At 54.0% G+C, this 21,640-nt stretch carries 18 protein-coding genes; 10 read left to right on the forward strand and 8 right to left on the reverse strand.

Annotated features, from left to right (window positions below; all coding sequences use genetic code 11):
* Nucleotides 1–130 precede the first annotated feature (130 nt).
* On the reverse strand, nt 131–550 hold the full coding sequence (locus tag MED297_RS18905) for a hypothetical protein (RefSeq protein WP_154651007.1): 420 nt from the start codon (nt 548–550) through the stop codon (nt 131–133).
* A 394-nt stretch (nt 551–944) separates the two neighbouring features.
* Here MED297_RS18905 and MED297_RS18910 point away from each other — a divergent pair, with 394 nt between their 5' ends.
* The gene (locus MED297_RS18910; RefSeq protein WP_008047824.1) at nt 945–1,943 is read left to right on the forward strand and encodes an integron integrase; all 999 of its coding nucleotides are present in this window, start codon (nt 945–947) and stop codon (nt 1,941–1,943) included.
* A 328-nt stretch (nt 1,944–2,271) separates the two neighbouring features.
* On the forward strand, nt 2,272–3,207 hold the full coding sequence (locus MED297_RS18915) for a LysR substrate-binding domain-containing protein (protein ID WP_008047825.1): 936 nt from the start codon (nt 2,272–2,274) through the stop codon (nt 3,205–3,207).
* Nucleotides 3,208–3,243: 36 nt separating this feature from the next.
* On the opposite strand, the gene focA is transcribed toward MED297_RS18915, so the two are convergent.
* Nucleotides 3,244–4,752: a formate transporter FocA gene (gene focA / locus MED297_RS18920; protein ID WP_154651008.1), complete on the reverse strand. Its 1,509-nt coding sequence runs from the start codon at nt 4,750–4,752 to the stop codon at nt 3,244–3,246.
* Nucleotides 4,753–5,200: 448 nt separating this feature from the next.
* Between focA and MED297_RS18925 the strand changes: the two genes are divergently transcribed.
* Together MED297_RS18925 and MED297_RS18930 are read left to right on the forward strand one after the other, a co-directional pair.
* Nucleotides 5,201–6,166 carry a patatin-like phospholipase family protein gene (locus MED297_RS18925; RefSeq protein ID WP_008047830.1) on the forward strand — a complete coding sequence of 322 codons (966 nt, stop codon included), beginning with the start codon at nt 5,201–5,203 and terminating at the stop codon, nt 6,164–6,166.
* Between the two features lie 122 nt (nt 6,167–6,288).
* Nucleotides 6,289–7,686 (forward strand): MATE family efflux transporter, encoded by a 1,398-nt coding sequence (locus MED297_RS18930; protein WP_154651009.1) that lies wholly within the window; start codon nt 6,289–6,291, stop codon nt 7,684–7,686.
* A 12-nt stretch (nt 7,687–7,698) separates the two neighbouring features.
* On the opposite strand, the gene MED297_RS18935 is transcribed toward MED297_RS18930, so the two are convergent.
* Both MED297_RS18935 and MED297_RS18940 read right to left on the reverse strand, forming a co-directional pair.
* Nucleotides 7,699–8,706 carry an ABC transporter permease gene (locus MED297_RS18935; protein ID WP_008047835.1) on the reverse strand — a complete coding sequence of 336 codons (1,008 nt, stop codon included), beginning with the start codon at nt 8,704–8,706 and terminating at the stop codon, nt 7,699–7,701.
* A 6-nt stretch (nt 8,707–8,712) separates the two neighbouring features.
* Nucleotides 8,713–9,591: an ABC transporter ATP-binding protein gene (locus tag MED297_RS18940; RefSeq protein WP_008047836.1), complete on the reverse strand. Its 879-nt coding sequence runs from the start codon at nt 9,589–9,591 to the stop codon at nt 8,713–8,715.
* A 196-nt stretch (nt 9,592–9,787) separates the two neighbouring features.
* Between MED297_RS18940 and MED297_RS18945 the strand changes: the two genes are divergently transcribed.
* Both MED297_RS18945 and MED297_RS18950 read left to right on the forward strand, forming a co-directional pair.
* On the forward strand, nt 9,788–10,537 hold the full coding sequence (locus MED297_RS18945) for a DnaT-like ssDNA-binding domain-containing protein (protein WP_008047838.1): 750 nt from the start codon (nt 9,788–9,790) through the stop codon (nt 10,535–10,537).
* Nucleotides 10,434–11,225 carry a replication protein P gene (locus MED297_RS18950; RefSeq protein WP_154651010.1) on the forward strand — a complete coding sequence of 264 codons (792 nt, stop codon included), beginning with the start codon at nt 10,434–10,436 and terminating at the stop codon, nt 11,223–11,225. The genes MED297_RS18945 and MED297_RS18950 overlap by 104 nt, the downstream gene beginning before the upstream one ends.
* 22 nt (nt 11,226–11,247) lie before the next feature.
* Here MED297_RS18950 and MED297_RS18955 read toward each other — a convergent pair whose 3' ends face one another.
* Nucleotides 11,248–12,381: an SH3 domain-containing protein gene (locus MED297_RS18955; RefSeq protein ID WP_237613467.1), complete on the reverse strand. Its 1,134-nt coding sequence runs from the start codon at nt 12,379–12,381 to the stop codon at nt 11,248–11,250.
* A 377-nt stretch (nt 12,382–12,758) separates the two neighbouring features.
* A complete protein-coding gene (locus MED297_RS18960; RefSeq protein WP_008047845.1) occupies nt 12,759–14,003 on the reverse strand; it encodes a malic enzyme-like NAD(P)-binding protein in 1,245 nt (414 codons plus the stop codon).
* Nucleotides 14,004–14,234: 231 nt separating this feature from the next.
* Here MED297_RS18960 and MED297_RS21615 point away from each other — a divergent pair, with 231 nt between their 5' ends.
* Nucleotides 14,235–14,768 (forward strand): tetratricopeptide repeat protein, encoded by a 534-nt coding sequence (locus MED297_RS21615; protein WP_008047846.1) that lies wholly within the window; start codon nt 14,235–14,237, stop codon nt 14,766–14,768.
* A gap of 98 nt (nt 14,769–14,866) precedes the next feature.
* Here MED297_RS21615 and rpmE read toward each other — a convergent pair whose 3' ends face one another.
* Nucleotides 14,867–15,082: a 50S ribosomal protein L31 gene (gene rpmE, locus MED297_RS18970; protein ID WP_008047848.1), complete on the reverse strand. Its 216-nt coding sequence runs from the start codon at nt 15,080–15,082 to the stop codon at nt 14,867–14,869.
* 136 nt (nt 15,083–15,218) lie between these two features.
* Here rpmE and MED297_RS18975 point away from each other — a divergent pair, with 136 nt between their 5' ends.
* The 3 genes from MED297_RS18975 to MED297_RS18985 all read left to right on the forward strand — a co-directional run bounded on the left by MED297_RS18975 (nt 15,219) and on the right by MED297_RS18985 (nt 19,895).
* On the forward strand, nt 15,219–17,411 hold the full coding sequence (locus tag MED297_RS18975) for a primosomal protein N' (protein WP_008047850.1): 2,193 nt from the start codon (nt 15,219–15,221) through the stop codon (nt 17,409–17,411).
* Nucleotides 17,412–17,556: 145 nt separating this feature from the next.
* The gene (argS, locus tag MED297_RS18980) at nt 17,557–19,242 is read left to right on the forward strand and encodes an arginine--tRNA ligase (protein WP_008047853.1); all 1,686 of its coding nucleotides are present in this window, start codon (nt 17,557–17,559) and stop codon (nt 19,240–19,242) included.
* 11 nt (nt 19,243–19,253) lie between these two features.
* Entirely contained in the window at nt 19,254–19,895 is a 642-nt protein-coding gene (locus tag MED297_RS18985; protein ID WP_008047856.1) for an SPOR domain-containing protein, read from the forward strand.
* A 13-nt stretch (nt 19,896–19,908) separates the two neighbouring features.
* On the opposite strand, the gene MED297_RS18990 is transcribed toward MED297_RS18985, so the two are convergent.
* A complete protein-coding gene (locus MED297_RS18990) occupies nt 19,909–21,372 on the reverse strand; it encodes a TrkH family potassium uptake protein (RefSeq protein ID WP_050762955.1) in 1,464 nt (487 codons plus the stop codon).
* Between the last annotated feature and the right edge of the window lie 268 nt (nt 21,373–21,640).

The following is a 21,640-nucleotide window of genomic DNA, read 5'->3' on the forward strand; positions in this document are numbered from 1 at the left end:
AATATGGATAATAGAAACAACCATAAATATGCCAGAATTTTATTCATAGACCTACACTAACGCAAAGCTTAGCGGCGAGCGAGAGCGAGTCCACGGCCCGCCGCGAATTGGTGTATTTAGGGCTGTATTGCTACAGCGTTTTGTTATGGATTTCGCCAAGTATCTTTTGCCGCCACAAAGGTAAAACGCTAAAAATACCCAACACTGCCAGAATACTGAATCCAATTATGTTCTGGGAGGTTGCGGCCTGCTCTGTTGCCGGGGCCCAGCCTTTAATGAAGCCTCTAAAGTGATAATCCCAATATGAACCAAAAAGTAGAAAACCAAACGGGAAAACCGCAATTAGCGCTTTCGAGATTTCGACTTTAAACACCAAATAGAAATTAAAAAGGGAGTAGGCCAATAAAAGAATCCCACAGGGAATCCTGTACACGCCTAGTTCCGGGCGGCCTTCTAGAAAATTCATTATGCCTGCATAAACCACAAACATACTAAATAGCAAAGCTAACAATGACTGAGTGCCATGTAAAATTGATTTAGTTATCTTCATGCTATTCCATAACAGTTTCTTCGTACGCCACTGCGTATTTTTCATGCGCACATATGTAATTGTTTGAAACAATCCTATGTCGCTTCTCTGCCAGTCATATTGGGGATTTCAGCCGTGCGTGTCAATTTGACCATTCTTATTTTTGTGCTCTGGCGCAAGTATTTTAAATAACCAAGCGCTTCAAACCCCCGATTTACCAAGTGACGAGCGTTTTCGTAGATATTCGTTCTCAGGATCATTCCCGGAGCTTTTAAGCTTCAGCCCATATATCAGGCAATATCCCAGATATATAAGCGCAAATGTCATAATTATGTGATCAGTTTCTCGGGCATCTTCAAATCCGAACCTATACTGTATAAATATACATATATTATGTACAAGGAACTGTACAATTATGAAGAAACCAGAACCCATTGATATTCGAATCGCTCTACCCGAAAAGCCCAAAGGATTCTTAGATCAATTCAGAGTTTTTATTCGTTCCCGGGGTCTCGCGTATGCCACAGAAAAAACCTATCTGCTGTGGGCAAAACGCTATATTCGATTCAGTAAGTACCAATCTCCAAAGGACTTTAAGCTGCAAGATATCGACTCATTTCTCAATTATTTAGCGCAGCAAAGGTTTTGCTCTCCTAATACGCAAGCGACGGCCTTGAACGCATTAATTCTGCTTTACCGTGAGTTTCTGGGATTCGATACCACGGGGTTGGATTTCAATTACGCCAAGCGCAGACCCAAGATTCCCACGGTTTTGTCTAAATCAGAGGCCGATGCCATCATCCAGGAACTAGGTGGTGTCCAAAAGTTGGTGACCCAACTCATGTACGGGTCGGGACTTAGAATCAGTGAGGCATTGAATCTTCGAGTAAAAGACATTGATTTTGCCAACGGCGGTCTTTTTGTTATGGAGGCTAAAGGCGATAAATCTCGACGAACGCTACTACCATCATCACTGCACCAATCTCTGACATCACAGATTGCGTTTGTAGAACATACTTTTGAAGCCGATCAATCCATTGGAAAAGCCGGCGTTTATCTTCCTGATGCCTTGTCCAGGAAGTGGCCGAACGCTCAATTTGAATTAGGTTGGCAGTACCTATTTCCATCGAATGTTTATTCCGTTGATCCTCGAAGTGGTGTTGAAAGAAGACATCACATTTCTCGGGATCAAGTTCAACGAGCTATCAAGCGGGCAGTCAAAGGTCTAAAAATTAATAAAAGGGTAAGCTGCCACACTTTCCGGCATTCATTTGCGACTGAGCTATTGCGACAGGGAACAGACATACGCAACATCCAGGAGATTCTCGGTCACTCGTCAGTTGAGACAACGCAAATTTATACCCATGTTGTCGGTATACAGGAAAGAGGTATACGGAGCCCGATCGACCCGTAGAGTATGTCTGCTAAGAGGAAGAATGATAATTGGTTTCAATGCCACGTTTAGTCTGCAATGTGCTTGAAGCGACCATTATAGAGTGACCGGGTAATCATAGTTTGTCCATTTCGGACAGTTTATGGTTTCGTGCCCACTCCCGCCAAAGCGCACGGCGCGCCGCCAAGCCCCAGTCGCGAGGGAAAAGCCTGCCAGGCCCCATGTACACTGCAGCAGATCAGCCCCCCTTGGGGCATCTCGAACATTGCGGTGCGTCAGTACACCGGTAAAAGCCATAAGTTAAATTGATACCTTAGTGAAAATTCATTTAACAAAACGATGAGTCGCCATGAAATACTCGTTAAAACAACTGGCGGTGTTCGATGCGGTTGCCAGCCTCGAAAGTGTCAGCGCGGCATCGCGTAAGCTCTCTCTGACGCAATCGGCGGTCAGTATGTCGTTGTCTCAGCTTGAAAACGTCCTAGATCGACCCTTGTTTATTCGCCAGGGCAACCGTCTGATCCTGAGTCACTGGGGCGAGTGGTTACGCCCAAAAGCCAAAAAGTTGCTGCAGGACGCACAGCAGATCGAATTAGGCTTGCATGATGAACAACTCATCAGCGGTCAGTTTGAACTGTGCTCAAGCCAAACCGCCGCTGAACATCTGTTGCCGGACCTTATCAGTAAAATTGATATCGATTTCCCCGAGTTACGCATCGATTTCGACGTTAAGAACACCAAAAAGGTCATTGAAGGCATCCTGCATTACGAATATCAGTTGGGCATCATCGAGGGACGCTGCGATGACAATCGCATTCATCAGGAAAGTTGGATCGATGACCATCTGGTCGTCATCGCTTCGCCAAGGCACCCTTTTGCCCGCCACGAGACTGTGAGTCTCGCTCAGTTAGAGCAGGCCCGGTGGGTGTTGCGTGAAGAAGGCGCCGGAACGCGGCGGATTTTCGATGCCGCTATTCACGGCTTGATTGAACACATTAACGTTTGGAAAGACTATGAATCGGTCTCGGTACTGAAAGCCATGGTAGCCCGTGGCAACTATCTGAGTGCCGTCCCTTACCTTGATGCGAAGCGCGATGTGGCGGCCGGCACGCTGACCATTCTGAACACACCTCAACTGAACATGTCCCGGTCATTGTCTTTTATCTGGCGCACCGACGCTCTGGAAAACCCATTACGGGATTGTGTACTGGCGGAGGCCCGCCGAATGACACGGCGGCTGCAGAGGGAGCAAAAAAATCCGTTTGATCTTCAGGGGTCGGCATAAGGCCGACCCGCTGGTAAACCTGGCAGCAAAACCGAATCAGGCGCTCAGGTCCTGCTTAGGTGCCGCGTCGTTTTCAACCACATAGGGCGCAACCACCGACGCTAAAAACGACACCACCTCTTCTCGTTTTAACACGCCTAAAAGTTCACCCCGTGCCACGACCGGATACCATCGGGGCTTATCCGCTCGAGACTGTCTCACTCGGTTTTCCATACTGTGGGCTGAGAAATCGGTCAGGATGCCTGAGCCGCTGACCGGATAAAGCTTATCCTGATCAACCGACATACTTTCAATCACGCTCATGAGGGAGTCATTCGGGTGCACGAACAACACGTCAGTTTGCATCATGTCACGCACCGTGACATTGGGGTTGTTTTTAAAATCCACGATGCACAGATAACGCAGGATGTCCTGTTCGGAAATCACCCCAACCAGAGCGTCTTGCGAATCCACAACCATCGCCAAGGTAGATGATGATTTGGCCATGTCGACCAGCGCTTTTGTCAGCGAATCGAATGGCGTCACACAAGCATAGGTCGTGGACATAACATCGCGGACCGTTTTAGATTTCAGAGCGTACTTCATGGCAGGTTCCTCATTCAGTTCATTAATAGTCAGACGTTGAAAGGGTTGGTTTGTTAACGGATGAGGGGACAGCGCCCCAGGGTGAGCATCTTTTGGCTTATCCAGCAACCAATAGCCCATCCCGACCAAAACGGCACCGCCGACAACATTGCCGATGGTGACCGGGATCAGGTTGTTGAACAGGAAATGACTCAGGGTCAGGTCGGCAAACTGACTGGATGAAATACCCAGGGCGGTATAAAAATCACCAGGTGCCAGATGCTGGATGGCGATGCCCAAAGGGACCATAAACAGATTGGCGATACTGTGCTCAAAGCCGCTGCTGACGAACATAGCGACGGGCAATATCACTAACAGCGCTTTCGACAGTGCGTCTTTGACACTAAACGTCATCCAGATACCCAAACACACCAGCAAATTACACAGCACGCCTAACGAAAAGGCCTGCATCCAACTGTGGTGCAATTTGTGTTGAGCCGTCGTCAGCGCGTTTAAACCCCATAAGCCGTTGTCCATTTCGTACAGGCCCGCGACCATCACCAGACCAACCATCAGCAGGGTCCCGCACAGGTTGCCGATAAACACCCGACCCCAGCACACCATCAACTGACGACGGCTGATGCGTCCGGCCAAACGACTGACCGAACTGAGTACCGTACTGGTAAACAACTCACCACCGGCGACGACAACCAGGACCAACCCCAAGCTAAAGGCGAGCCCCCCCTGAAGTCGTGTTGTGCCCCATCCGGTGTCGCTGCCGGTTGTGACTGTCAGATAAAACACAAAGGCAATGGCGATAAACACCCCGGCATAGACGGCATGACCAAAGGATGCCACAGACGCCTTGGTGGCTTTGCCAGAGCCATAGTCGTTGGCGGCCTTCAACAACGTATTGGACGTGGTCGTATCGGAAGAGGCACCGTCAGCAAAGACGCTGAACAGATTGGCGCGCTGCGTCATGCTGGCACCCTCCTGATACGGGTGAGACGCTTTGGACCGCGCCAAGGGGCGATCGTGTTAGATTTCATAATGTCTCCTTTGATTGAACATGAGTGGACGAATCGACGGACCGGTCCGTCATTGACGTCGAAGAGACGGTATCGCTCTGGAAGTATTAATAAAATTTGATAATTTTGAGGAAGGGGATAAGCGTTTTTGATACTCAACGTTAAGCGATTGTTTATGCCGACCAGGCCGGGTGGTCTGTGTCTATACGCTCTTAAGCCGAGACGGGTTTTAGGTCGGAGCCATGCCATGGTTGCCGTATCAACTGCGCGGTATTAACAGATCGTTCATCGGCACGATGATCCATCCGGGATACCAATCTCACGGGTTACCGGCAAATGGATGAAATCCGGGGAAACTGCCCCTAAACTGAAGACTGAACAGACAAAAAATGAGTGAGACCATGACTAAAACCGTTTCGCTTGTACTCGGCAGTGGCGGCGCCCGGGGCATGGCCCACATTGGTGTTATCCGATGCCTCGAAGACCAGGGCTATCAGATTAAAACCATTGCCGGTGCCAGCATCGGGGCGCTCATTGGCGGTTTTTATGCGGCCGGTCAGCTCGACCGTTACCAGAGTTGGGTGTGTGCACTGGAACGACGCGATGTGCTGCGCTTACTCGATCTGAGTTTCACTGGCGGTGGGATTTTCAAAGGCGATAAATTAATGGAAGCGCTGCGAGCGCTCGTTCGTGATGATGTCATTGAAAACCTCCCCATCGAGTTTACGGCCGTGGCGGTCGACCTCGATCGCCAGAAAGAAATCTGGTTCACCGATGGCAGCCTGTTTGAAGCCATCCGCGGGTCCATCGCCATCCCGTCGGTCTTCAAACCACACCGGTACCGGAACATGAACCTGGTGGATGGTGGCGTACTGAATCCGGTGCCTGTATCAGCGGCGATGAAGACGCTCACCGATATGACCGTCGCGGTTAACCTGAACGCCAAGCGGTCGCCCTTTTCGCCACCACTTGTGACGTCCTCGCAACACGTCCCGGTCGATCAACTGTCTCAGCGCGGAGTACATCGCGCCATTATGCGGTTCATCGACCGGTGGCGAAACGAAGACGAACTGGAACACACGCAAGCCAGTCAGTTCAGCACGCTGGAACTGCTGAACCGCAGCATCGAAACCATGCAGAACACCATTGCGCACATGAAGCTGTCGGCCAACATCCCCGACATTCTGGTGGAAGTCCCTTACGATTGCGGCGGGCTGTTTGACTACCATCTGGCCGATGAAATTATTGAACGCGGCTATGCCCTTTGTTTGGAATCGCTGAAACGCTATGAGGCACAGGGCGCGACCATGTTTCCGGAACCTGCGGAACAAACAGACTTCAGCGCCATCGATCTGGATGAATCCTGACCGGACATGCGCCGGTCGAACTGAACAGTTCCAAGTTGAATAATCCGGCCAGCATTGAATTCCACCAGCGTCAGGCCCGATGTTTACCGTATGATGGCCGGCCAATGCCGGTAAACATCGTTATGATCAATCGACTGATACGTGGCCATCTGCGCCGTAAACTGCTGCACCTGGCGGCCCCCATCATTGTCCAGATTTATCTGTTTCAACTGACCGGTGTTGCCGACAACATCATGCTGGGTCAGTTTGGCGAACAGACCATCGCGGCACTGGGCATCTGTTTACAACTGAACTTTCTGATCATCCTCAGTTACGCCGCGCTGACTCAAGGCGGATCTGTACTGACGGCACAGTACCTGGGTGCCCGCAAACCTGAGCAACTCAGAGACACGACCTCGACTCTGCTCATGTCAGCTCTGATCATCGGTCTGAGCATCGCCCTGCTTTACACGCAACTGGGTGAAACCCTGCTGAGTCTGCTGACGACGGACTTGTTCCGGCCACCTGCCGAGCGCAGCCCGCTGCCCGCGTTGGGCTATGAGTATCTGCAAATCATCGGCATCGGCATGATTCCCGCCGCGTTGGGACAGGTGGCGCAACACGTCCTGCAGGCGCTGGGCGATACCCGCTCGCCAATGAAGTATGTGCTGTTCAGTAACGTGCTCAATGTGATTGGTAACTTTATTTTTCTGTTTGGTGGCGCGCTGCCCGGGCTGACCGATCCGATTTTTGAGCCGATGGGCATTCGCGGTGTGGCCATTTCCACGGTACTGTCCTGGACGCTGCTCGCTTCACTTCTGGTTCGCAAACTCCTGAAGCATCCGGCGATTGATCTTCGCGGTTTGCAGATCATCCGCGTTGTTCGACGCCAACTGGTTAAAATTGCCCGCATCGGCTATCCGCTGTCACTGGATGGGTTCCTTTGGCAGGGCTCGTCTTTTCTGTACGCCATGATGTTTAACCGCGTCGGAGCCGACGCTTACGCCGCGTTTCTGATTGCACTGATGGTCCGGGGCTTATCGTTGGCCATTGGCGGCGGACTGCAACAGGCCACGGCCATATCGCTGGGTCAGGCGGTCGGTGGCGATCGTCTCATTCGCGCCCGTGCCATCGTGCGTACGTCCTTATCGACAGCGTTAGTGGTGTTACCGGCTTTGTCCGCCTTAATCTTCTTATGCACTCCCCTGTTCCTCACGGTCTACGACATTTCGGAGCTGAGTCGTTCACGCGTGATTGGTATGGTCGGTCTGGGCGTTGTGTTCACCTTCACCACCGCGATTGCCATCATCATTCCCGGTGTGCTGCGAGCCGGAGGCGACACCAAAGCGCCCATGGTCATCACCTTCCTCGGGTTTTCCTGCGTGGGCCTGCCCATCGCCTGGTTATTCGGGTTGAAACTGGGGTTTGGTTTGTGGGGCGTCTTTGCCGGCTTCATGCTCGATGAGGCGGCCAAGGCCGCGATGATGCTCTGGTACCTGAGAAAAGAAACCTGGCTGCAGAACATGACGCGCAGCGACTGACCCGGAACCATGTCAGCGACCGTCAGAAGCCCAACTGAAGGTCAGCGCACCGATCACCAGAAACACAGCCGACATCAGCGCCAGAATCAGCAGATGGTCACTGACAGCCATCAGTCCGGCACCATCCACCATAATCTCACGCATGGCCTGCACCAGGTGCGTCAGCGGCAAAAACTGGGAAATCTGGTGGACGATGTGCGGCGCCCCCTCCAGCGGGAACCAAACTTCGGACAACCCCATCATCGGCCAGGTGGTCATGTTCAGCAAACCGCTGGCAAATTCTTCACTGCGCAGCCGTGCCGCCACCAGAAGACCGAGCGACACCATGGACAGCGAACCGAGCAACAACGTCAGCAGCAATAAAGGGTAGGATCCGAGCATCAACGTCGCAAACAGATAACGGGCACCGATCAGCATGACCAGAACAATGAAGACCACCATCAGAATGCGTGATAGCAGGTGCGCTCCGATAAACTCCAGCGCGGTTAACGGGGTGGCATGCAGGCGTTTCAGGACGCCGTTTTTCCGATAACGGACAATGGCATAGCCCACTCCGAACAACGAGCTGAACATAATGTTCATGCCGATGATGCCCGGCAGCACCCAATCGATGTAGCGAATGGCCTGTCCGGTCACGACGGTCCGCTGGAAGTCCGGATCTTTGGCAATCAGCAGTTCCTCGACGAGGGCGCCCTGGCTGCTCTCATCATTCACCCAATAGCGGGTTTCATCGATGTCCATCAGCAGATCAATCTGATGGCGTCTCAGCCGGTCTATAGCAACCGAAGAGTCATCGTAGGGAATAAACTGAATGTGGTTCAGCGACATAAAGACAGGGCGACTCAGGTAGGCGTCCTGATCAGACAGAACGCCGACTTTAAAAATCGGTTGCGACTGACCAAAGACGAGGTAAAACCCCGCCAGCAGCAGAAACGGGAACAACAGATTCCACGTCAGGGTTGACCGGTCCCGGAAAAACTCTCGGTTGCGGGCATTAAAGACCGCCAACAGTCGTTTCATGATTCGTCAGCTCCGCAGCGTATGGCCGGTCAGTTTGAGAAAAAGGTCTTCCAGATTAGCGTGTTGCACCCGCAGACCGTCCAGTGAAATGCCTTCGGCCATGAGCCACTGCAGGGTGTCATCCACCTGGTCCGTGATCAGCTCCACACCACCTTCCTTTTTAAAATGGGCCCGATCCAACTCCCGACCGGCCAGGTTTGCTTCAGGCAAGTACACCAAAGCGCCCTGAAAGTGTTGACTGAGCAACGCCTGCGGCGCACCGCGCTCAATGATGCGACCCTGATCCATGATGGCAATGTCATCACAAAGAATCTGGGCTTCATCCATATAGTGTGTGGTCAACACGACCGTTTTACCGCGGCGCTTGATCTCGCCAATGAGCTCCCAGAAGTTCCGCCGGGCTTGAGGGTCGAGACCAGTTGTGGGCTCATCCAGAAAAATCAGATCCGGGTCGTTGATCAGCGCCAGTGCCAGCAACAGCCGTTGCCGCTGCCCGCCGGATAAGCGCCGGGCATCCTGCTGAGCAAACTCCGTCAGCGCACACATCGACATCAGTTCGGACAGATCGGCACTGCGCTCATAGAGCGCGGCGAACATCTTCAAGGTTTCACCCACCTTGAGATAGTCCGGCAAGGCGGTGCTCTGGAACTGAATGCCGACCCGTTTATACAGGTCTTTACTGGCAGGCTCACCAAACAGACGAATCTGTCCGGTGGTGGGCGGCAAGATACCTTCAAGCATTTCAATCGTGGTGGTCTTGCCCGCACCGTTGGGTCCGAGCAGGCCGAAACAAATGCCTTCCGGCACATTAAAGGTCAAATGGTCAACCGCGGTTAAGGCTCCGAACGTCTTTGTCAGATTGTCGACCGCTATCGCGTGGCTCATCAGGGAAACACTATCCTGGTCAATGGAGGCGCAAGATTAACGAACCCAGGCCATTTCGGCCACCGGTGATTGTTTCGGAAGACTCAACTTGCACGCATTGAATGGTAAAAATACCAAGGTTCGAACGAAGTCGGCGGATTAAATGCCGGTCATGACTGTGTTATGATGGCCGACCATTTCACATCAGGATTGACTCTTGGAAAAGCTGCTTCAGGTATCCCCAACACTCGCACAAACACTGGGCCTTGAAGAGGCACTGGTGGTGCAGCTGCTGCAGGAGATTGAAGCCATCCAGTGTCGACAGCCGATTCAGTTCAGCCAATCACATCGCTCGCGCTTTTTGCCTTTCTGGAGCGATACGCAGTTTCGCTCGGTCCTGAAACGACTGCAGGCTCAGGGCGTCATTCGCGTCAGCGGCGAGTCACCCTGGTTAATTGCTCTGGAGTTGCCAACGGATGCCCCGGTGTCAACACCCAGAGCGGCGGATATCCGCCCGACGCCACCACCGCCGCCTCAGCCTGAACCGACCCCGGTTTACGCGATGAATGAAACCCGTCAACTGAACCAGTCTGACGATGAACTGGCTTACCTGCGTCAGGGCAAAGCACAACGAACTCCGGTGACGGCGAGAAAAACCGCGATGCACAGCGATTGGGAGCCTAGTGAGGACTTCCCGCGGTTGCTCGAGTTCCACGACATCCCGCTGCAATTCGCGCTTTCCGAACTGGGGAAATTCCGGCAGTATTATCTGGCAACGGATCGCAAAGAAATCAGCTGGGATGTACGCTATCTGAACTGGGTGCAACGCGCCTGGCATGACTCGATGAACACAAAAGGCCGACATGACCGACAACAAGCAACAGATGGTGAGCCTGCAGACTCTGCTCGCGGCGCGCGATCACGAGTCCGAGACGCCCTCCGTAATATCGAAGACACTGACTGGTAAGCGCCCGGCACTGGACCATGATACCAAGGTCCTGATCAACATGATTTTCGCCCGCTTTCATCACATCTACACACATCGTTTTGAAAGCGCCTACCGGGACGAAACCACCTTAAATCAGGCGAAACGTGAATGGGCCCTGTCTTTAGCGGGCTTATCTGCAAATCTGATTGAATTAGCGCTGGAACGCTGCAAGCGGGAACACGCCTGGCCACCAACCATTGCTGAGTTTCTGAAGCTGGTGCAACCCAGCCCGGAAAGCCTGGGACTGCCGTCTGTCGGTGCGGCCTATGTCGAAGCCTGCCAAAACGCTCACCACCCCGCACAACACGAGTGGTCGCACATCTGCGTGCATCTGGCTGCCCAGAACACCGGCTATTTCATGTTGCGCTCGGACCCGGAGCGGCTAACACGCCCGGCGTTTGAAAAAGAGTATCTGAAACTGATCGAACGACTGGCAAACGGGGAAACGTTAAGCTTAAAACAGCCGATTGCCCTGCCAGAACCGGATCTCCAGCCCGAAGCCGAACTGACAGGCCAGTTGCTGGAACACGGCCTCAGCGAACAACAAGCCACCTCGCTGGCGTATTATCTCGAAAAACCGGTAGGCTCGACTGTCCGGGAGCGGTATCGACGGCGGGCCCAGGCACAATTAGATGACCTGAAAGTCGATTTCCAACTGCCGGAGTAAAGGTCAGAGGAGCTTGGGTTGATTACTCCACAATCGCCAGAAAGCGACTGCTGGCGTAGCCTGTCAGACCGTCTACACGAACCTGCATCCACAGACCTTCTGCCGCTTGCGGATAAGCCCAGACCCGATCGCCTTCCGCGAGCTTAATAATCACGTCGCTACCAACGTTGGGTTGTTCCCGAACATTCAGAATGGACGCCGTCACGGCCATCAATGTCCGATTGGTCGTCTCTGGTTCCGTTGTTGTCGCCGTCGCTGGTTCCTCAGAGACAGGCTCTTCCACTGCCGGAGGGGTTTCTACCACAGCCTCGGTGTCTTCACTGACATCTTGTGCCGGTACCGCGTTTTCCGGTTCCGGTGTTGTCACGGGCATACTGTCGTTCATTGATGTTGTTGGAGTATCGGTATCCTGCGATGTCACCGGCGCTGTGGCGATCACTTCCGGACGGTTTCCTGCGTCCTCTAACAGCAAACCATCGTGTAACATGATCGGCACCTTCACACGTCCCAACTGCAACGGCCCGAACACCAGCAACAGCACCAACGCCGCCCCAAACACAGACCCAGAGCCAAACACCCAGACCCCTTTCAGGCTTTTTGGTTTACGGGCAACTTTGGGAGCCTGCATTCGCGTGGTCGCTGAATGGCCATAAAGCCGCCATTCAATCCGGTCCAGATAGCGCGGATCAACCGGCAACAACGGTGCTCGTTTACGCTCTTCGTCACCGTCGGTGTACTCGCGGAACACCGCTTCGCCAATGCGCTGAATGGTGTCTTCGTCAACCGACAGAACCCGGGCTAAAATTCGTAATGCCAGCGGAACATGGGTCGGCAACTCGTGATCAACCAACAACAACCGCCAGGCCGTTTCAATCAGAAACGGCAGCTGTTCTTCCGACAGAGTGTCGGCAACCCATTCCAATGCCTGAACGTGCTCTTCAACTTCTTCTTCGTCCAGGAACTGTGACCAACGGGCGGACAAATCGGCATCGGCATACGGCAGAGCGGCCTTCAGTGTCCGGTCGACTTGCAGCTCACTTGCCGGATAGACAAACGCCAGCCATTGCAACGCAAAATGCACAGCGGCTTGCGTCGGGTCCGGATGCGTTTTCCAAAACGCTTCAGCCGTCGGATTGTCTGCCTTTTGCTTGGTCATAGGCTCTTGTATCTGCCGCGATTTTGTTTCATCGCTCATAGTAATATGTCTTTTATCCTGTCACTGCAACTGCAGGCCTCAGGTCCAGGTCAGTGTTTTTTGGCGAGCTTGCCTCGAACGGCACTCCCACTGATCGCAACCCTTTGGCCATTGCTCTATCGTGAACCGGTTACATTTGACGATGACTGCATCGTATCGCGAATGGCCAGCGACCGCCAATAGTCACGTCAACAGCTCTAAAACACTTGCTGGAACAGTGTTCCTGATCAGCATAGACGAGGATGATACGAAATGCCTGTCCAATCAGCCTATCAAAAACGTAAAAAAACCCCGGCCTGCAAAGCAGAGCGGGGTTTCAATGACAACTTAAAAGTTGATCAGGCGCGGTAGATGACCGGCAAGTCGGCACGAGCCACACCGGTCTCAACCGCCGCCCGGGCAACGGCACCGGCCACTCGGTTCAACAACCGAGGATCCAATGGCTTGGGAATGATGTACTCCTTGCCATAGGTAAAGTCGTCGACCCCGTAGGCTTCGATAATTTCCGGCAAGACGTCTTCTTTCGCCAGATCTCGAATGGCGTAAGCGGCCGCCAACTTCATCTCTTCATTAATGCGGGTAGCGCGCACATCTAGTGCGCCACGGAAAATAAACGGGAAGCCGAGTACGTTGTTCACCTGGTTCGGATAGTCCGACCGGCCTGTTGCCATGATCACATCGTCCCGGGTCTTCAGCGCCAGTTCCGGGCTGATTTCAGGGTCTGGGTTAGAGCATGCAAAAACAATCGGCTTGTCGGCCATTCGTTTCAGCATTTCGGCCGATAACTGATCGGGACCGGATAACCCAAGAAAGACATCGGCACCATCAATGGCTTCTTCCAGAGTTCGTGCCCGAGTCACATCGTTGGCAAATTCGGCTTTGTACTGGTTCACGCCCTCACGACCGTTAAAGATCACGCCTTTTCGATCAAGCATCACGATGTTTTCACGCTTCATGCCGGCCGCCACCAGCAACCGCGCGCACGAGATCGCGGCAGCGCCAGCGCCGAGACAAACCAGTTTCGCTTCGGCAACGTCTTTACCTTGAATATCCAGCGCATTGAGCATGCCGGCAACGGTCACAATGGCGGTGCCGTGTTGATCATCGTGAAAAATCGGAATGTTGCATTTTTCGATCAACTGTCGCTCGATCTCAAAACATTCCGGGGCTTTGATGTCCTCAAGGTTAATACCACCAAACGTCTCTGCGATCAGCTCGACGGTGCGGACAATTTCCTGAATATCAGAAGAGTCCACTTCAATATCGATCGCATCCACATTGGCAAAGCGCTTAAACAGCAAAGCTTTACCTTCCATCACCGGTTTGCTGGCCAGACTGCCCAGGTTTCCTAACCCTAAAATGGCGGAACCATTGGAAACCACAGCGACCAGATTGCCCTTAATCGTGTATTTGAAGGCATCCTCCGGGTTGGCCGCAATGGCGCGGACCGGTTCAGCAACCCCGGGGCTGTACGCCAGTGACAGGTGACGAGAGGTCTCGGCCGGCGTGGTCACTTCGATGCTGAGTTTTCCGGGTTGTGGGTCGGAGTGGTAATCAAGGGCATCTTGTTTCATGTCTGACATGCGGATTTCCGTTATTGTTATTGGATAGAAAGGGTTAGACGTTGGCCCGGGACATCTCTACGAACAGGCCCGCGGGTCTGTTTTCAAACCCGTTTCGAATTAGCATAACGCTGCGCCGTTGACGGCTCAACTAAAGGATGACGACTTTTCAGCATGAGAGTGTTGCTTTTGCGACATCTTTCGTGAACTGGCTACACTGTTATAGCGTAAGGTCCATAGGAGGTGCCGATTATGAATGCACGGTTACTGCTCGTCTTATGTTTGTTGTTGCCCACATGGGTGGCTGCCGACCCTCTGGATACTTTGTTTGTCGAACTCGGTGAAGCGACCACTGCGGCTCAGGCCGAGCCGATAGAGCAGGAAATCTGGTCGCAGTGGATGACCGGCCCCAACGAAGAGGCCACCGAGGCACTGAAACGGGTGGTCACCAACATGAATCAGGGCGAATGGACCCTGGCAATGGTCCGCCTGAATGATCTGATCAATGAGAACCCGACCTACACCGAGGCATGGAACAAGCGCGCCACGCTGCACTACATGCTGGGCAACGCTGATGAGTCTATTGCCGATATTGAGCAGACGCTCAAACAGGAACCGAGGCATTTCGGTGCCTGGTCTGGCCTGGGTCTGATTCTGGAACGACGAGGCCAGCTGCGGGCCGCATTAACAGCGCACCGCGAAGTGCTGAAACTCTATCCAACCTCACCCTCTTCACGGCAGCGCGTGGAATCACTTGAAGCGCAACTGCTCGAACAAAGCATCTGAACTCACCGCGGCAAGCGTTCAGCCCCCCTCCTTAACGGAAACATTGAGGCATAAAAAAACCCGGTCGAGACCGGGTTTTCTTGGAATTCGTCGAACGATTACTTCTTGAGTGAACGTCCACCGAAACGAGATTTGAACTTGTCGATTCGGCCACCGGCGTCAACAATTTTCTGCTTACCAGTGTAGAACGGGTGGCAGGCAGAACAAACGTCCAGGTGCATTGTACCGGCTCGGGTAGAACGGGTCTTGATCACATTGCCGCAAGAGCAGGTTGCAGTCAGCTCTTCGTACTTCGGATGAATTTCAGTTTGCATGTCTTATACCTCAAGTTACGCCGCTACCAGATCACTTGCCTGGCACCGCGCTTTGACGGAGCATTGAATTTGAAGGCACAATAGCGATTAAAGGCCCCCAAAAATTGGGAGCGCAATAATACCAGAGTCTAACCAATTGACAAGCCTGCTGATCGAGTCTCCTGATACCATTTGCGTCGCCGTCCCCGGCCCGTTTTCAACCCCCCTGACCTACGCCTGTTCGAAACCAGTCGCTCCGGGCTGCCGGGTTGAGGTACCGCTGGGAAAACGCTCAGTGATCGGTGTTGTAGTGGAACAGCGTCCGGACGAGCAACTCGACATGGCCAAGCTTCGTGCGGTCGAACGGATTTTAGACGACACACCGGTCTTGCCGACCGACATTCTGGCGTTGGCCGAGTGGATGAGCCGCTATTATCTGCATGAGTTTGCCAGCCCATACCTGCTCGCCTTGCCCGGTTTACTGCGCAAGGGCGAAGCGGCCACGTTGCCGACCGAAACCTGGCTGAACCTAACGGTCGCCGGCGAAGCCATCGATCCGGCCCAGCTTAAGCGATCCACGCAGCATCAGGCAATCATGACCCAGTTGCAGCAATCCGGCCGCCTGCCCTGGTCCCATTTGCGGGCTCAGGGCTTTACCCGGCCGCAGGCACAGGCTCTGGAAAAGAAGCAGCTGTTGTCTCTGGACGAAACCTGCGACAACGACCCCATCCCGCCGACCGGCCAGCTTGCAGAACCGTCACTGACATTGAACGACGAACAATCGGCGGCGCTGGATCAGGTCAGTGAGGCGCGTTTTGCGCCCTTTCTGCTGGAGGGTATAACCGGCAGCGGTAAAACCGAAGTGTACTTGCAGGCCATTGAGCGTTGCCTGAGCCGGGGTCATCGGGCCCTGGTACTCATTCCTGAAATCGGGCTCACGCCGCAGACTGTGGCCCGTTTTGAGCGCCGTTTTCGCGACCGGTGCGTCATCCTGCATTCCGGACTGACCGACAAGCAGCGCACCCTGGCCTGGTTGCAGGCCAACCACGGGCAAGCCGCGATTGTCATCGGCACCCGCTCGGCAGTCTTAACGCCCATTCCGGATCTTGGCCTGATCGTCATTGATGAAGAGCACGACGCCTCGTTCAAGCAACAGGACACACTGCGTTATCAGGCACGTGACGTCGCCCTGAAACGCGCGCAACTGGCGGACATTCCCATCATTCTCGGCACCGCCACACCCTCTCTGGAAACCCTGCATAACGCCCTGACCGGACGCTTTGGTCATCTGCAGCTAAAAGAACGCGCCGGTGGCGCGCGCTTGCCGACCATTGAGCTGATCGATATGCGGCGGCAGCAACAACAGCATGGCTTGTCTGAACGGCTGTTGATCCGTATACGCGAGCATCTGAACGACGGCAATCAGGTCCTGTTGTTTCTGAACCGACGGGGTTTTGCCCCCTCCTGGTTCTGTCACAGTTGCGGCTGGATCGCCGACTGCGTGTTCTGCGATGCACATCTGACCTACCACCATCACGGCCACATTAATATCTGCCACCATTGCGGACACCGGGAACCGCCGCCAACCGTCTGTCCGGACTGCCATAGCCGGGACTTGAGCGCGATGGGCACCGGTACCGAGCGGGCTGAACAATTACTCGAATCGGCCTTTGCCGATGTCCCGATCATCCGTTTTGACCGCGATGTTGCCAGCACTCGCCTGAAGTTCGAGCAACAACTTGAAAAAACGGCCGAAGACGGCCCTGCGATAATCGTTGGCACTCAGATGCTGGCCAAGGGGCACCATTTTCATCGGGTGACACTGGTTGGGGTTTGGGACAGCGATGGTGGCTTGTTCAGCGCCGATCTGCGCGCTAAAGAACGGATGGGTCAATTGCTGACACAGGTCGCCGGACGCTCCGGGCGTGGCGAACGAACCGGTGAGGTTTTAATTCAGACCTACTATCCAGACAACCCGATCTTCCAGCCGCTGACCGAGCACGACTACCGTTCTTTTGCCTTCAGTCTGCTCGAGGAACGACGCAAGACCCGGCTGCCCCCCTTCGGCTTTGTCGCCGTGGTTCGGGCCGACAGCGCCTTTGCTGAACGCGCTGAAGAACTGCTCGCTACTATGACCAGCTACCTGCTTGAGCACCATGCCGTCCGGGTACTGGGCCCTTTGCCGGCGCTGCTGTCACGACGGGCGGGCAAACACCGCTTTATGCTGATCATTCAGGCCGACCGGCGCTCCGCCTTGCACGAAGCACTCGTACCGCTGCATCGGCATTATCCTCGCCAGACCCGACAAGTCAGTTGGCACATCGATATTGATCCAGCCGATCTTGCCTAGCGTGACGCATAGCGGTAAATATCCCCGCAAAGCGGACAAAAGCGACTTTCGGACCCGGCGCCGGTGGTGCCGAGCGGGCAAAATATGGATAATGCGACACCCTGAAGATTCTTTTCATCGTTCCGCATTCGGAGATCCCGTTTAAATGAAGCAACAGATCGCATCCCTGCTTGAAGCCGCTACTGACCAACTGAAAAGCGAAGGGTTTATCCCCGCCGATCACCCAATCCGGGTCATGGTCGATAACACGCGGGATAAGGCGCATGGCGATCTGGCCAGCAACCTTGCCCTCATGCTCGCCAAACCCTGTCAGAGCAACCCGAGAGCGGTGGCGGAAAAACTGATTGCGGCACTGCCGGACAATCAGATCGTCGACAAGGTTGAAATTGCCGGGCCCGGATTCATCAACTTTTATCTGGCTGGTGAGTCCAGCGCGGAAATTGTCGCGGACATTCTTAATCGTCGGGCTCAGTTCGGCACTAACGACTCAGGCCAAGGTCGCAAAGTGCAGGTCGAGTTTGTATCCGCGAACCCGACCGGTCCTTTGCATGTCGGTCATGGCCGTAACGCCGCTCTGGGTGATTCCTTATGTCGTCTGCTTGAAGCCAACGGCTGGCAGCCGACCCGCGAATTCTATTACAACGATGCCGGTGCACAGATCAACAACCTGGCCATTTCTGTCCAGTCCCGCATCAAAGGGCTGACACCAGAAGACGACGCCTGGCCGGCCGATGGCTATCGTGGTGAGTACATTATCGAACTGGCTCGCTCCTACATGAAGGGTGATCAGGTCATCGCCGATGACCGTGAAGTGACAGCGAAGGCCGATGCCGACGATCTCGACGCCATTCTTGAGTTTGCGGTCGCTTACCTGCGCCACGAACAGGACCTCGATCTGAAAGCCTTTGATGTCCGCTTTGACGTCTATTCGTTGGAATCGTCGCTTTACAGTGACGGGCTGGTTGAAGCCACCGTAAAGCAACTGGTCGATAACGGCTTTACCTACGAAGACGACGGCGCCATGTGGCTCAAAACCACCGAGTTCGGCGACGACAAAGACCGTGTCATGCGTAAGAAAGACGGCGGCTATACCTATTTCCTGCCGGACGTGGCCTATCACAAAGCCAAGTTTGAGCGCGGCTTCGACCGGGTTATTAACGTTCAGGGCGCTGACCATCACAGCACGGTAACTCGGGTACGTGCGGGCCTGCAGGCACTGAAAGAAGGCATTCCGGAAGGCTTCCCGGACTACGCGCTGTATCAGATGATTATGGTGATGCGCGGTGGTGAAGAAGTGAAACTTTCTAAACGTGCTGGCAGTTACGTCACGCTGCGCGACCTGATCGAAGAAGCGGGTCGAGATGCCACGCGCTACTTCCTGGTGTCTCGTCGTGCCGATGCGCAGATCACCTTCGACATCGATCTGGCGACATCGAAAAACAACGACAACCCGGTTTACTACATTCAATACGCCCATGCGCGCGTGCACGGCGTTCTGAATCGCCTTGCAGAACAAAACCTGAGTTACGATGAAGCGGCCGGTCTGGCGGCTCTCGGCAAACTGGATCTGGATGCGGAGCGCGAGCTGATGACGCAACTGCGTCGTTACCCGGACGTTGTCACCGCAGCGGCCGATGCGCTCGAACCCGCCATGATCGCCAATTATCTGAAAGATCTGGCCGGGCTGTTCCACAGTTACTACAACAGCAATAAAATGCTCGTCGAACAGGATGATCAACGCAATGCGCGGCTGGTACTGTCCAAAGCCGTGGCCCAGGTATTGGCAAACGGTTTGAATCTGCTCGGTGTTTCCGCACCGGAAAGCATGTAACCAGAGGCATTATGGCTCGCGATTTCGCACACAAACCCAAACAACAGCCCGAAGGCAGCCGCATACCCCGTTGGGTGTGGCTGTTTACGTCGACGGTCGCCATTGGCTTCGTTGGCTTTCTTTATTACCTGAGTCAGGTCCCGGAAGAAACCACCGGCGCGGATGCCGTACGGCAACAACTTTCACAGGCACTCGCTGAACAGCCGGCCACTGAAACCGAACCGGTTGCGACCGAAGAGCGGGAATCCCTGGCGGATATCAAAGAAAAAGCGGACACCCTGAAAAAAGCCTTTGAGTTTTACGAACTGCTCGAAAATGACGAAGTACCCATTGATCTGCCGGGTGACGAACCCGCCACACCGAGTCAATCACCCTCATCCGGCAGCAGCCCGACCACCACGGCCGCCATCCCGACCGCGAGCAGCTGGATCATACAAGTGGCGTCCTTCAGCAACGTGGCCGATGCCGACAAAGTCCGGGCCGAGCTGATTCTCAATGGCTTGCCGAACACCGATATTGTGTCCGTTGATGTCGCCGGAAAAGGCACCTTTCACCGTGTTATGGTCGGTCCATTCAGCCATCGCCCAACGCTCAATAAGGCGCAGGACATCCTGGCCGAACTGAACTACACCCCGTTGGTGAAATCTCAGTAATCGGTGGCGCTGTTCAGCGCCGCCAATATTGCGGAATGAACAACACCAACAAGGTCAGGTATTCCAAACGCCCCAGCACCATCGCAAAGGTCAGCACATCCAGACCAAAAGCATCCAAAGGTTGGAAGTTGTTCGCCAGGGTTCCGAATGCGGGGCCCAAAACGTTGATACAAGCCGTCACCGCCGTTATCGCCGTCCACAAATCCAACCCATCGATCATCATTAATCCGACCAGAATGACGTTCATCAACAGCATAAAAAAGAAGAACGCCAGCGTATTGCGCACAATCGAATCCTGCACTGGTCGTCCCTGATAACGCACCGCAAAAACGCCGCGTGGATGGACCAACCGTCGAATCTCTCGACGCACCAGCTTAAACAAAATCACAATTCGCAGGATTTTACTGCCACCGGCCGTTGACCCGGCGCAGCCGCCCAGATAACTACCGATCAACAACAGGAACAGCGCCGCATTCGGCCATTGGGTGAAGTTTTCAGCACCAAAGCCGGTACTGGTGATGAACGAGATCAGAATGAAGAACGCATGATTGAGCGCTTTCAGCTCAACGGTGAAGGACTGCGCATGAGGCAAGACCAGAAACACCAGCAAACTCAGCACCAGCACGATAATCAGAAAGGTTCGGGTTTCCTCATTTTCCCAGAACAGGCGCAATCGTCGTTCCCGGTAAAACGCAAAATGCAAGGCAAAGTTAATGGCCCCGAGCAACATAAACAGGTCCGAAACCAGATAGACCCATTCGCTGCGATAGAAGCCCAGACTGGCATCGTGCGTTGAAAAACCACCGGTTGAAACGGTCGAAAAGCTGTGCGCGATGGCGTCAAACCAGGACAAACCAACCAGATGGTAAGCAATGGCACAAAAAATCGTTATGAGCAGATAAATGCCCCACAAAGCGTGCGCGGTTTTGCGGGTACGGGAAATCAGTTTCTCGTCTTTTGAAGGGCCCGGCACTTCCGCTTTCAACAGCTTCATCCCACCTGCATCCAGGTGCGGCAAAATGGCTACGACAAACACCACCACACCGAGGCCACCAAGCCATTGCAAAAACTGTCGATACATTAAAAAAGTCGGCGACATGTCATCGAGACCCGACAGGACCGTCGCACCGGTCGTCGTCAGTGCACTGAATGACTCAAACACCGCCTGGCTGAAACTGACCCCCGTCACCAATGTAATAGGAATCGCAGCACAGAGCCCGACCATCACCCACGCCAACAAGGCAAACAAAGGAGCCATACGCTGTTTCAGTGCCGATCGATAGCGAAGCAATGGCACCGACAAAATCATCGCCAGCAGGGAGAACGCCAGGCCAGGTTCAAGAAAACTCAGCTCCAGGTGATCGTGGAACTCAAAGACCGAAAGGAAGCCAAACAGCAGCAGCACGCCACCGACGGCGCCGACCGGGATCGCCACCAACCGGGTCAACAGTAAAATCTGGGGAAATCTGAGTACCATGGCGCTGCCCTGTATGTTGTCAGACCGAAAGAGCTGCCCATCGTACGCGTCAGTCGATGTCCCGGCCACGCCGGCGGTCTGAAAGCGTTACTATCATTGTGTTTCCGAGCCAATAGTCAAGGTTCAAGCAGCGTATGGATACGAAGAGTTTGACCTGTCTCAGTCGTTTCCAACAGAAAGCCCGGTTTTTCCGTAAACCGGGCACCAGGCCAAAGGTCACCCTTGCAATTAAATCGGCCGACCCCCAAATCGGTCGAAGACATCAGAA

This window comes from Reinekea blandensis MED297, assembly GCF_000153185.1.
GTDB classification, from domain to species: domain Bacteria; phylum Pseudomonadota; class Gammaproteobacteria; order Pseudomonadales; family Natronospirillaceae; genus Reinekea; species Reinekea blandensis.

Coding starts and splice junctions, on each gene's coding strand:
- MED297_RS18905 (WP_154651007.1), bottom strand. CDS start 550: ATGAAGATAACTAAATCAATTTTACATGGCACTCAGTCATTGTTAGCT.
- MED297_RS18910 (WP_008047824.1), top strand. CDS start 945: ATGAAGAAACCAGAACCCATTGATATTCGAATCGCTCTACCCGAAAAG.
- MED297_RS18915 (WP_008047825.1), top strand. CDS start 2,272: ATGAAATACTCGTTAAAACAACTGGCGGTGTTCGATGCGGTTGCCAGC.
- focA (WP_154651008.1), bottom strand. CDS start 4,752: ATGACGCAGCGCGCCAATCTGTTCAGCGTCTTTGCTGACGGTGCCTCT.
- MED297_RS18925 (WP_008047830.1), top strand. CDS start 5,201: ATGACTAAAACCGTTTCGCTTGTACTCGGCAGTGGCGGCGCCCGGGGC.
- MED297_RS18930 (WP_154651009.1), top strand. CDS start 6,289: ATGATCAATCGACTGATACGTGGCCATCTGCGCCGTAAACTGCTGCAC.
- MED297_RS18935 (WP_008047835.1), bottom strand. CDS start 8,706: ATGAAACGACTGTTGGCGGTCTTTAATGCCCGCAACCGAGAGTTTTTC.
- MED297_RS18940 (WP_008047836.1), bottom strand. CDS start 9,591: ATGAGCCACGCGATAGCGGTCGACAATCTGACAAAGACGTTCGGAGCC.
- MED297_RS18950 (WP_154651010.1), top strand. CDS start 10,434: ATGACCGACAACAAGCAACAGATGGTGAGCCTGCAGACTCTGCTCGCG.
- MED297_RS18955 (WP_237613467.1), bottom strand. CDS start 12,381: ATGACCAAGCAAAAGGCAGACAATCCGACGGCTGAAGCGTTTTGGAAA.
- MED297_RS18960 (WP_008047845.1), bottom strand. CDS start 14,003: ATGTCAGACATGAAACAAGATGCCCTTGATTACCACTCCGACCCACAA.
- MED297_RS21615 (WP_008047846.1), top strand. CDS start 14,235: ATGAATGCACGGTTACTGCTCGTCTTATGTTTGTTGTTGCCCACATGG.
- rpmE (WP_008047848.1), bottom strand. CDS start 15,082: ATGCAAACTGAAATTCATCCGAAGTACGAAGAGCTGACTGCAACCTGC.
- argS (WP_008047853.1), top strand. CDS start 17,557: ATGAAGCAACAGATCGCATCCCTGCTTGAAGCCGCTACTGACCAACTG.
- MED297_RS18985 (WP_008047856.1), top strand. CDS start 19,254: ATGGCTCGCGATTTCGCACACAAACCCAAACAACAGCCCGAAGGCAGC.
- MED297_RS18990 (WP_050762955.1), bottom strand. CDS start 21,372: ATGGTACTCAGATTTCCCCAGATTTTACTGTTGACCCGGTTGGTGGCG.